General features: G+C 70.4%; 7 protein-coding genes. 6 read left to right on the top strand and 1 reads right to left on the bottom strand.

The genetic code is table 11. From position 1 onward, the window contains the following. Positions 1–200: 200 nt before the first annotated feature. Positions 201–3,134, bottom strand: a complete 2,934-nt coding sequence (locus ABD987_RS31870) for an AfsR/SARP family transcriptional regulator (RefSeq protein ID WP_345402434.1) — start codon at positions 3,132–3,134, stop codon at positions 201–203. Positions 3,135–3,733: 599 nt separating this feature from the next. On the opposite strand from ABD987_RS31870, the gene ABD987_RS31865 reads away from it, so the two are divergent. From ABD987_RS31865 to ABD987_RS31840, 6 genes are all read left to right on the top strand, one after another. After that, positions 3,734–4,357 (top strand): C39 family peptidase, encoded by a 624-nt coding sequence (locus ABD987_RS31865; RefSeq protein WP_345402431.1) that lies wholly within the window; start codon positions 3,734–3,736, stop codon positions 4,355–4,357. A gap of 129 nt (positions 4,358–4,486) precedes the next feature. Next, positions 4,487–5,098, top strand: a complete 612-nt coding sequence (locus ABD987_RS31860) for a hypothetical protein (protein WP_345402429.1) — start codon at positions 4,487–4,489, stop codon at positions 5,096–5,098. A 177-nt stretch (positions 5,099–5,275) separates the two neighbouring features. Further along, the gene (locus tag ABD987_RS31855) at positions 5,276–6,010 is read left to right on the top strand and encodes a hypothetical protein (RefSeq protein WP_345402426.1); all 735 of its coding nucleotides are present in this window, start codon (positions 5,276–5,278) and stop codon (positions 6,008–6,010) included. 66 nt (positions 6,011–6,076) lie between these two features. Next, positions 6,077–6,667 carry a TetR/AcrR family transcriptional regulator gene (locus tag ABD987_RS31850; protein ID WP_345402476.1) on the top strand — a complete coding sequence of 197 codons (591 nt, stop codon included), beginning with the start codon at positions 6,077–6,079 and terminating at the stop codon, positions 6,665–6,667. A gap of 15 nt (positions 6,668–6,682) precedes the next feature. Continuing rightward, positions 6,683–9,742, top strand: coding sequence for an efflux RND transporter permease subunit (locus tag ABD987_RS31845; RefSeq protein ID WP_345402423.1), 3,060 nt, complete (start codon positions 6,683–6,685; stop codon positions 9,740–9,742). Positions 9,743–10,175: 433 nt separating this feature from the next. Further along, entirely contained in the window at positions 10,176–11,654 is a 1,479-nt protein-coding gene (locus ABD987_RS31840) for a GMC oxidoreductase (RefSeq protein ID WP_452039167.1), read from the top strand. Positions 11,655–11,663 lie beyond the last annotated feature (9 nt).

The raw sequence follows: 11,663 nt of genomic DNA, 5'->3' as shown, positions 1-11,663 counted from the left end.
CGCTACTTCCCCAACAACCGCGCCACCAACCCCGGCGGCGCACCCTTCAACACCTACCAAACCACCGGATCCGGCTGGAACACCGCCAACCGCATCATCACCAACACCACCGAACAACCCACACTCGCCCCCTGACGAAAGGAATCGATCGGTGTCGTGGGCGGAGCGTACTCCGTCCACGGCACCGGCCGGTCCGGTGATCACGACGTCGCCGGCAGGGGTTCACCGAGCTCCCGGCTGCCGTGCACGGCGAAAACACGCTCCGCCTCGGCGAAGGCGGACTCGGCCTCGTCGTCGTTTCCCAGTGCGGACAAGGTGATCGCACTGCTGCGCAGGGTCCGCGCGCGCCACAACGGCAGCCGCAGGTCGTCCCACCGGGCCAGCGAGCGCCGCAGATAGTCCAGCGCCGCCTCGGGAGTGCCGAAGGCCAGTTCCCACTCCCCCAGGGTGCGCAGCACGAGCGCCTGGCCGAAGCCGTCCTTCATCTCCGAACAGGTCCGCAGGGCCTTGAGGAGCCACTCGTTCCCCCGTTCGGCCGCCCCCTGCCGGATCCGGACCTTCACCAGCGCCTGCACGGCGTAGGCGGTCATCAACCGGTCACCGGTGGCGGCCAGCAGCCGCAGGGCGTGCTCACAGGCTTCGGCGGCCTCGGGCAACCGCCCCGCCGCGCGGTGCACGATGCCGATCGTGCGCGACACCAGCGCGACACCGTGGCGATCCCCCAGATCGCGGTACGCGTCGTGCGCGCCGACGCACTCACGCAGTGCTTCGTCGAGCTTGCCCAGTTCGGTGAGGATCAGGCCGCGGCAGTGCCTCGCCCTGGCTTCGGCGACCCGGTTCAGCCGCGGCAGCGCCCGGTCGACCGTCGTCAGCGCTTCGGCCAGGTGGCCCTGTTCGCGCAGCACCGAACCGAGCATCACCCTGGTGACCGCGGCACCGTCGAGATCGCGTACCTGGTCATACGCGCGCAGGGCCTGGTGGTAGTAGTCGGCGGCCTCGTCGAGCCGGTCCTGCTCACCCCGCAGCCAGCCGAGGCCGGCGAGCAGCAGGCCCTGCCCGGAGAAGTCGCGGGCCCGCCGGGTCGCTTCCAGCGCGGCGTTGTGCGTACGCCACCACTGGTCGAAGCGGTTCCGCGTCACGAACAGCGACGCACACAGCGCGGACGCCAGCCGCGCGGCCGCGGTGGCGAGGCCGAGGTCGCTCGCCCGCTCGACGAGATGGACCAGCGTGGCCTGTTCAAGATCGAACCAGGTCAGCGGACGGGTGCCGACAACGGCGAGCAGCCGCTCGCGGTCGGGCTGGTCCCGGTCCGGGCGGGACGCGGTCAGCACTCGCATCGGCGTCCCGCCCGAGGCCGTCTCCACCAGCACCAGCGCCCGGTGCGCGGCGTTCTTCGCGGTGATCTCCAGCGCGGCCTGCTCGTCCTCCGCCTCGGCTCGCTCCCAGGCGAAGGCACCGACCAGGGTGTGCATGCGGTAGCGCCGGTCCCCGACCACGTCGAGCAACTGGGCCCGCACCAACGTGTCGAGCAGGGCTTCCGCGGCGTCGTCGTCCACCTCCAGCGCGGCCGCGACGAGCCAGCCGCCGAGTTCCGGCGCGCCGAGCCAGGCCAGCCGCCGCAGGGCGCGGCGTTCGGCGGGGCCGAGGCTGTCGTAGCTCAGCGCCATGCTCCCCCGTACTTCGAGATCCCCGACCGCCAGCTCGTCGAGGACGCGGCGTTGTTCACGCAGCCGCGCGGCCATCCGGGCCAGCGACAGGTCGGGCCGTGCCGCCAGCCTGCCTCCCGCGACGCGGATCGCCAGCGGGAGCCGGCCGCACTGCCGCACGATCTCCTCGGCGGCGTCGCGCTCCGCGACCAGGCGTGCCTCGCCGATGATCCGGCCGAGCAGGGCGAGACAGTCGGTCTCGTCCATGATCCCGAGATCGACGTGCTCGGCCCCCGCCAGCGCGTCCAGGCGTCTGCGGCTGGTGACCAGGCACGCGCATCGCGGGCCGCCCGGGAGCAGCGCCCGGACCTGGTGCTCGCCCGCGGCGTCGTCCAGGACCACCAGCACCGCGCGGGAGGCCAGCAGGGACCGGTACTGCGCGGCGCGTTCCTCGGCCGTGGCGGGGACCGCGGCGTCCGGGACGCCCAGGGCACGCAGGAACCTGCCGAGCGCCTCGGACGCCGCCACCGCGGTGCCGTGCACGCCCTGCAGGTCGATGTAGAGCTGGCCGTCCGGGTAGCGCCCGGCCAGCTCATGGCTCGCGCGCACGGCCAGCGCGGTCTTCCCGGCACCCGGCTTGCCCGCGACGACCACCACCTGCGCGGCGCTTTCGCGCAGCCGCCGCAGTTCCGCCGCCCGCCCGGTGAAGTCGGCCATGTCCAGGGGAAGCTGGCCCGGGACGACCGCGGCCTCCAGCGTGGCCGGGACACCGAGCAGCACCTGCCGGTGCACCTCCTGAAGCTCCGGTCCCGGCTCGACGCCGAGTTGCTCCACGAGCAGCTTCCGGCCCGCCTGGTAGCACGCCAGCGCGTCCGCCTGCCGTCCCGCCTGGTGGAGGGCGAGCATCAGCTGGCCGCGCAGCCGTTCCAGGAGCGCGTTTTCGGCGACGAGGGTGGTGAGTTCGTCCACCAGTTCGTCGCCGAGACCGAGCGCGAGGCAGGCGTCCACACGCGCTTCGACGACCGCCAGCCGGAGGCTTTCCAGCCGGGCGGCGGAGGTGGTGGCGAAGCGGCAGCTCAACCCCGCCAGCGCGACACCACTCCAGGTCGCCAGTGCCAGTTCGCAGCACCGCTTGGCGGCCTTGTGGTCACCACCGGCCGCGGCGGTGCGGCCTTCCCGCGCCAGGCGGGTGAACTCCCGGTAGTCCAAGGTGTTCTCGCCGAGGACGAGCTGATAGCCCCCTGGCCTGGTCACAATCCCCACTTCGGGAAGCGCCTTGCGCAGCGACGACACGTAGGTGTGCAGTGAGGCGGAGGCCGTGGCCGGGGCCCGCTCGTCCCAGATCACGTCGATCAGGCGGTCGGAGGTCACCAGTGCCTCCTCGGCGAGCAGCAGTGCCGCCAGCAGGGTTCGCGGCTTCTGCCCGCCGAGCGCGACGAGCCTGCCCTCCCGGACGGCTTCCACCGGCCCGAGTACACGCAGCTTCATGTTTCCCCCCACGGAAATCGGTTCGGACACCCCTACGGACGCCGCCTGGTGGCTGTTCCGGCCTGTCGCACAGTTTTGTCGGCCACGGAAGGCGTTTCAGACGCTTTTACCGGAAAGTCCCGGCAAGATCACCTTTCCCGGAATTGCGGGTACTCGGAAGAGAAAGAAAGGAACAACCGCGAGAGCGTGCGCATCGACAACAGATCCACCACCATCGTCCCCCTTGAGAAAGCGCTGTCTTGGCTGTGTCCCCCGGAGCCCCACACCCTGCTCACGCACTCACCGTCGACATCGGGCACCACCATCCACTGTTACCGAAACGGCAGGTCTGTCACCCGAACGGCGCCCCGGCAGGACCATGCTCCCCGGCGAATACCGCCAAGCTTCGTAATACCCGGTCCGCCGAACCGTCGACATCGGACATCGACTGGGTCGCCGGCACGATCCGGGGAGGTATTCGAGCAGGTTCGAATACGAAACGACATTGGCGCACCAGAACTGTCACGACGAGCGCGTGGCACCGACATCCGAGTCCGGCCCTGACCACTGATAGCTTGACAACCGTCGTCCGCCGGCACACCGCTCAGGGAGTTCGAGTCATGCCCACGCCGTCCCTGGTCCACCGGGTTCCCTACTTCGCGCAGTGGGAGTCTCCCGAACTGGTGACGGCGATCGTGACCGGCGAGATCAGCGCCGCCGCCGACCCGGCCTGGGCCTCCTCGGGCGCGGACAGTCCCGAGGAGTACGAGTTCTGGGGCCGCCGGGTCTGCGGCATGGCCTGCCTCAAGATGCTGCTCGTCCACTACGGGCTCGGTGCGCACCGGACCATGGACCTGGCGCGGGAGGTGACCGAGTACGGCGGTTACGTCCGCCGCGCCGATGGCGTCGACGGCCTGATCTACGCCCCGTTCGTCCGCTACGTCCGGGAGCGCTTCGGCCTGTCGGCCGAGTCTGCGCCGAAGCTGCCCGTCTCCGCCATCCACGACGCCGTCGGCGAGGGCACGCTGGTGATGGCGTCGGTCCACCAGAGCATTCGTGATCCCGGCGCCGTTCCGCCCCGGACCGGCGGCCATCTCGTCCTCGTGGTCGGCACCTCCGGCGACGGGTTCGTCATCCACAACCCCTCCGGGCACAGCGGCCGCAGCCAGGCGTTCGCCGAGGTGCGGGAGGACGACTTCCGCCGCTTCTACGCGGAGCGGGGCATCCTGGTCCGCCGGGACTGACGGAGCCCTCGGCCCGCACACCCCGCGCCGACGGGCGGCGGCGGGCGGGCCCGGCGTGGAACAATCGGGTGACATGACGAACCTGTTCACGGCCCACCCGGCCGCCTCCCCACGTTCGTTCCGGGCCTGATGGCGGGCCAGGGGGCTCCACGGCGGATCGAGGTCGCCCGCCTGCCCCACGACATCGTGGCGCTGATCGACGCCCTCCCGCCCGGTGAGAACCTCCTCCTCACCCGGGACGGCGAGCCGATCGCGACGATATCCGGCACACCTCGGACAGCCGGCGGCCGGGCCACCGAGCACCCGCCGCCTGCCTCCGGGAACGTGACGGTCGTGGTCACCGCGATGAAGCTGTCGGAGTCGGCTCGGGCATCGCTGTCCGGGCAACTCGGCGGCGACTACCTGGTGCTGGACCTGAAATCGGCCCCTGAGAGCGCCGATGTGCTGCTGGTCCCGCCGATCAGTCCACAGTTGATCGCGGGTCTCCGGTCGCAGTTCCCGAAGGCCCGGGTGATCATCGCGGAAATCGAGGACGAGGAACTCGGCGTCCGGTACGACGGCCCGGTCCGCCGCCTCCTCGACGCCGGCGCCGACACCTACTTCCCCTCCGGCTCGATCCCGCACCTGGCCAGGCGGCTGGACCGGACCGTGACCCACTTCGACAACCAGCTCACCGGTGCCACACCGGCACCGCTGGTGCTCGAATCGCCGCGAGACCACGACTCCCCCGCAGGCGGCTAGCGGGGTCCTCGCCCGGCTCTCGTCCCGGCCACGGTCCGTCCACTGTGGTCAGTGGCACCCGGCCCTCCCCCGGTGGTCGCACCGGGACCGGTCCCGGCACAAGACCCTACGGTAAGGCGGGCAGGGAAAGGGAATCCACCGGCATCGCCGCCATGGTGCACGGGAGGGGACTTCGACATGCCGACACCGGCGGACGGCGACCAGGACCCGCGACGCCGGGCCCCCGGCGCGGGCCGGCAGGGTCCCCCCACGGACACGCGGCCCGCTCGCTTCGGGCGGGCCCGGATCGGCAGGCACGTCCTGTTCAGCAGGCCGGAACGGCGGCAGTACCAGCTGAAGATGTGGCTGATCGCCCTGGTGGTCGCCGGCGCGCTGGCCGGGGTCCTCGGGGCGATCTTCGGGAACACCCTCGTCGTCTTCGCGATCTGTGTCGTGGCCGGGCTCGTCATCGGGGGTTTCGGGCACACCGAGGCCGATCTCCTGTTCCGGATCACCGACCAGGGCATCAACCTCGGCGTGCCACGGGGCTCGTTCGGCTGGGCCGACATCACCCGGCTGACCCTGGTCACGTTGCCGTTCGAAGGCACCTGCCCGGTGGGCCCGAGCGGCAACGTGGGCATCCCGTGCCCGCACTGCGGCCGGACCGGATTCCGGCCCACCGCCGGGCTCGAGGTCCGCGGCACCGCCGGCGGCGTCATCGCGCAGCTCAACCTGGCCTACGCGGCCGCGCCGGAGGTCGTCTACTGCTTTTCCTGCCGAACAAGGGGAAGGAACGCGAATCAGGACGCGCCACGCCAGGTCGGCCCGCCGGTCGGTCTGGCCTTCCTCGTCGAGGGCTGGGACCGGTTTTCCGCACTCGTCACCGAGGTCGCCCCGCACGTCGAACTCGGCAGGCGCGGGCCGGGCACCTGAGCCGCGACGCCACCCGCCGGTAAAGTACATTTGTACTAGTACTTCTGTACCGGAGATGGGGTGACCATGGTTTCCGGCACCCCGCGCCGACGGCGCGATCCGGAAGGGCGCCGACGGGCGATCGCCGCCGCCGCGGCGGAGCTCATCATCGAGGTCGGCGTCGAGGCCACCACCCACCGGATGGTCGCCGCGCGCGCGGACGTGCCGCTGGGGGCCACCACGCACTACTTCGACTCGCTCGACGACCTGCGCTCGGCCGGGCTCCGGCTGCTCGTGGCCGAGGTGGACGCGTACTTCGAGAAGGTCAGTGCCGTGCTCGCGGCCCGCGGCACGAGCGCCGCCGTGCTCACCGACCTCGTCATGGCGGAACTCGCCGACTCGCGCACGGCGCGGGCCGACGGCGCCGTGGTCACCGCGGCGGTCCACGACCCACGCGTGCGGGAACTCGCGCGCCGCTGGCAGGAGCGGGCGATCGCGCTCCTGCGCCCCGGCCACGGCGCCACCCGCGCCGCGGCCGCCGCCCTCTTCCTGGACGGCCTGACCTGGCACCGCCTGGTCAGCGACGCTCCGCTCGACCGGCGGGTCATCGAGACCGGCCTCACCGCGATCCTCGGCGAAGGCCCTCCGCCCTCCGCAGCACCGTCCCCGTCCGACTGAACCGAAAGACCGGCCGTGTCCCAGCTCGCAGTACTCAGTCTCCGCAACCGCGCGCTCATCGCGCTCGTCACGATCGTCGCCGCGGTGTTCGGCGGCCTCGCGCTGACCAGCCTCAAACAGGAACTCATCCCCTCGATCCAGTTCCCGCAGCTCGCCGTGGTCTCCAACTATCCGGGCGCCGCACCGGAAGTCGTCGAGAACGAGCTCTCCACGCCGATCGAGACGGCCGTCCAGGGAGTGCCAGGGCTCGAATCCTCGACGGCGACGAGCACCGCGAACTCGTCGATCGTCCAGGCGTCCTTCCGGTACGGCACCGACCTCGCCACCGCGGAGCAGAAGATCACGCAGGCGATCGGGCGCGTCAAGTCCACCCTGCCCACCGGGGTGGAACCACAGGTCGTCGCGGCCAGCGTCGACGACCTGCCGGTCATCCAGCTCGCCGTCACCGGGTTCGCCGACGCGAACGACGCGCAGCGGCGCATCGAGCAGTCCGTGCTCCCCCGGTTCAAGGATCTCCCCGGCGTCAACGCGGCCACCCTCGTCGGCGGCCAGGGCAGGCGGGTCGCCATCACGCCCGACGCCGCCAAGGGCGGGTCCCCGCAGGCGATCACCGACGCCCTCAAGCAGAACGGCGTGTTGCTCCCCGGCGGTCAGATCACGCAGGGCGACCGGACGCTCACGGTCCAGGCGGGCTCGAAGCTCACCTCGGCCGATGACATCGCCTCGATTCCGCTCGTGGGCACCGGCCGCAAACTCGGCGACGTCGCGAAGGTCGAACTCACGGCCGACCCGGTCACCTCCCTTTCGCGCGTGAACGGGAAGCCCGCGCTCGCGATCGCGGTCACGAAACTCCACGACGCCAACACCGTCGAGGTGTCCAAGGCGGTGACCGGCCTCGTGCCCTCGGTCCAGGGCGATCTCCCCGGCGCGACCTTCACCACGGTGTTCGACCAGGCCCCCTACATCCAGCAGTCCATCGAGTCGCTCGCGCAGGAAGGCCTGCTGGGACTCGGGTTCGCCGTGCTCATCATCCTCGTGTTCCTGCTGTCGGTGCGCTCGACGCTGGTCACCGCGATCTCGATTCCCACGAGTGTGCTGATCACGTTCGTCGGGATCCAGGCCTTCGGCTATTCACTGAACATCCTCACCCTCGGCGCGCTCACGATCGCGGTCGGCCGGGTGGTGGACGACTCGATCGTGGTCATCGAAAACATCAAACGGCACTACGTCGGCGACGCGGACAAGGGCGATTCGATCCGGCTCGCCGTGCGCGAGGTCGCCGCGGCGATCACCGCCTCGACGGTGACCACCGTGGCGGTGTTCCTGCCGATCGCGTTCGTCGGCGACATGACCGGGGAGCTGTTCCGGCCGTTCGCGCTGACCGTGACGATCGCGATGTCGGCGTCGCTGTTCGTCGCGCTCACGATCGTCCCGGTGCTGGCGTACTGGTTCCTGCGCCCCGGCAAACCGCTGCTCGACAAGGACGGCCGCGCAGTCGATCCCGAGCACCAGGACGCCCCGCCGACGAAGCTGCAGAAGTCCTACATCCCGGTGCTTTCGTGGACGCTCAAGCACTCCTGGACCACGCTCACCCTGGCCGTGCTGGTGCTCGTCGGCACGCTCGCGCTGGCGCCCCTGATGAAGGTCAACTTCCTCGGCGACTCCGGCCAGAACACCTTCACCATGACCCAGAAACTCGGCGAAGCACCCAGTCTCCCCGCCCAGGACGCCGCGGCGGCGAAGGTCGAAAAGGTGGTGAAGGACGTCAAGGGCGTCGACACCGTCCAGGTGTCGATCGGATCGAGCGGGTCGGCGCTGCGCGACGCGTTCCGCGGCGGTGGCGGCGGGATCACCTACTCGATCACCACCGACTCCGGCGCCGACCAGCAGGACGTGCGCGACCGCGTGCAGCAGGCGGTCGCCGGGATCAAGGACGCGGGCGTGCTCACGATCGCGGCGGGCGGCGAGGCCGGCTCGAACGACATCAAGGCCGACGTCACCGCGCCGGACGCCAAAACGCTCACGGCGGCGACGGACGCGCTCGTCGCCCAGCTCCGGAAGGCTAAGGAAGTCGGCCAGGTCACCAGCAATCTCGCGGCCTCCACGCCGTACCTCGCGGTCAGGGTGGACCGGGCGGAAGCCGCCAAGCACGGCCTTTCGGAGGTGGCCGTCGGCACGATCGTCTCCCGCACCATGCGGCCGGAGCAGGTCGGCACCGTGGAGATCGACAGCACCGCGCTCAAGGTCTATCTCCAGGCGGGCAACGTCCCGGCCTCGATCGCCGAACTGCGCGCGCTGACCGTCCCGAGCGCCACCGGTCCGGTGCGCCTCGACAAGATCGCCGCGGTCGAGGAGAGCGCCGGACCGGCCTCGATCACGACGCAGCGCGGTCAGCGCACGGCCACTGTGACCGTGACGCCGGCCGGCGACGACCTGTCCGCCGCGTCGAAGGCCGTGGACGCGGCGATCCGCGACGCGAAACTCCCCGCGGGGGCGAAGGCGTCGATCGGCGGTGTGCTCACCCAGCAGCAGAGCGCCTTCGAGAAGCTGGGTCTCGCGATGCTCGCCGCGATCCTGATCGTCTACATCGTGATGGTCGCGACGTTCCGCTCACTGCGCCAGCCGCTGCTGCTGCTCGTGTCGGTGCCGTTCGCCGCGACCGGCGCGATCCTGCTCCAGCTCGTCAGCGGGGTACCGCTCGGTGTGGCCTCGCTCATCGGCGTGCTCATGCTCATCGGCATCGTCGTGACGAACGCGATCGTGCTCATCGACCTGGTGAACCAGTACCGCCGGAAGGGCATGAGCGCCCACGACGCGACGATCGCCGGGGCGGCCCGGCGGCTGCGCCCGATCATCATGACCGCGCTGGCCACGATCTTCGCGCTCGTCCCGATGGCGCTGGGAATCACCGGCCACGGCGGATTCATCTCGCAGCCGCTGGCCATCGTCGTGATCGGCGGCCTGGTCTCGTCGACCTTCCTGACGCTGGTCGTGCTCCCGACGCTGTACAACCTCGTCGAAGGAGCCAGGGAACGCCGGGCGGCCAACCGCGCCGCCCGCGAGCCGGTCGCCTGACACCCTCCACTGTGGACCCACGTACCCCAACGGTCGGCTCGCGTACCCGAACGGTCGGCTCGCGTACCCGGAGGGTCGGCCCGCGAGCCGACCGTCTGGGTACGTGAGCCGACGCCCCGGGTACGCGAGACGTCCACTTCGGTCGGCCTTGCGGCGGTTCGTCTTGGCCCATTCGCCGTAACGTCGCACCGCACCGAAGGTTACTCTCCGGTAAATGTCGCCTCGTCCGCACAGCTGTTCTATAACTTGTTCTAAATCCCTCAACGACGAGGACTGTTATATGAGCGACAAACCCTTGCGGAGAGCTACCTCTGGCGCGGTATCCCGTCGTCTCTTCATTGCTGGAACTGGTTCTATCCTGGCCGGTGCGGCTCTCGGCGGCCGTGCCGTCGCCGCACCGGTCGCGAGCACCGGCCTGCCCAGTGGCGCCCACGTGTCCGCGCTGGTGATCGGCACCGGCTACGGCGGCTCGGTCGCCGCGCTGCGGCTCGCGCAGGCCGGGGTGGACGTCGCCATGGTCGAGATGGGCATGGCCTGGGACACCCCGGGCGCGGACGGCAGGATCTTCGCGAACACCACCGCCCCGGACCAGCGCTCGTTCTGGTTGCGCACCAGGACGAAGCAACCGCTTTCCAACTTCCTCGGCTTCCCCATCGACAAGGACATCCCGCGCTACACCGGCATCCTCGACGCGGAGGACTTCGCCGGGATCACCGTGTACCAGGGCCGCGGTGTCGGCGGTGGTTCGCTCGTCAACGGCGGTATGGCCGTCACGCCGAAACGGGAGAACTTCGGCGCGATCCTCCCCTCGGTGAATCCCGACGAGATGTACGACGTCTACTACCCGCGCGCCAACGAGGGCCTCGGCGTCGGCACCGTGCGCCCGGCCTGGTTCGACTCGGCCGACTGCTACCAGTACGCCCGCGTCGGCCGCAAACAGGCCCAGCGGTCCGGTTTCCCGTTCGTGTTCGTGCCGGACGTCTACGACTGGGACTACATGGAGAAGGAGGCCACCGGCGCGGTGCCGAAGTCCGCGCTCGCCGGGGAAATCCTGTACGGCAACAACTACGGCAAGAAGTCCCTGCAGAAGACGTACCTGCCGCGCATCGCGGCGACCGGCAGGGTCAGTGTCTCGCCACTGCACCGCGTGACGTCGGTCGCGCCCGCGCCCGGCGGCGGCTACACGGTCTCGATGGAACAGCTGACCACCGACGGCACGGTGACCACGACGAAGACGGTGACCGCGGACAAGGTGTTCTTCGCCGCGGGCAGCGTCGGGACGAGCAAGCTGCTGGTGAAGCTGAAGGCCACCGGCGCGCTGCCCAACCTGAACGGCGAGGTCGGGAAGAACTGGGGCGACAACGGGAACGTCATGTGCGGGCGGGCCAACCAGATCTGGGACCCGACCGGCAGCCTCCAGGCGTCCATCCCGTGCGGCGGGATCGACAACTGGGCCGCGGGCGGCGCGTTCGCCGAGGTGGCGCCGCTGCCGACCGGGATCGAGACCTGGGCGTCGTTCTACCTGTCCATCACGAAGAACCCGAACCGCGCGCAGTTCACCTGGAACCCGGCGACCCAACGCGTCGACCTGAACTGGCAGACGGCATGGAAACAGCCGTCGATCGACATGGCGAAGTCCATTTTCGACCGGATCAACGCGAAGGAGGGGACGATCTACCGGACCGACCTCTTCGGCGTGTACAAGATCTGGGGCGACCATCTCACCTACCATCCGCTCGGCGGCGCGGTGCTGGGCAGGGCGACCGACAACTACGGCAGGCTCGCCGGGCATCCGGGCCTGTATGTCATCGACGGCGCCCTGATCCCGGGCAACACCAGCGTCAACCCGTTCGTCACGATCACCGCGCTGGCGGAACGGAACATCGAGAAGATCGTCGCGACGGACTTCTGACCGCCCGGT

Origin of the sequence: Amycolatopsis samaneae (assembly GCF_039541975.1) — a bacterium.
In the GTDB taxonomy this organism is placed as follows: domain Bacteria; phylum Actinomycetota; class Actinomycetes; order Mycobacteriales; family Pseudonocardiaceae; genus Amycolatopsis; species Amycolatopsis samaneae.
Note: the sequence above shows the minus strand (reverse complement) of the source record. Positions and strands in the feature narration are given on the sequence as shown.

Bases quoted from the DNA above. Each gene is read 5' to 3' on its own strand.
- ABD987_RS31870 (WP_345402434.1), bottom strand. From the start codon at position 3,134: ATGAAGCTGCGTGTACTCGGGCCGGTGGAAGCCGTCCGGGAGGGCAGG.
- ABD987_RS31865 (WP_345402431.1), top strand. From the start codon at position 3,734: ATGCCCACGCCGTCCCTGGTCCACCGGGTTCCCTACTTCGCGCAGTGG.
- ABD987_RS31860 (WP_345402429.1), top strand. From the start codon at position 4,487: ATGGCGGGCCAGGGGGCTCCACGGCGGATCGAGGTCGCCCGCCTGCCC.
- ABD987_RS31855 (WP_345402426.1), top strand. From the start codon at position 5,276: ATGCCGACACCGGCGGACGGCGACCAGGACCCGCGACGCCGGGCCCCC.
- ABD987_RS31850 (WP_345402476.1), top strand. From the start codon at position 6,077: ATGGTTTCCGGCACCCCGCGCCGACGGCGCGATCCGGAAGGGCGCCGA.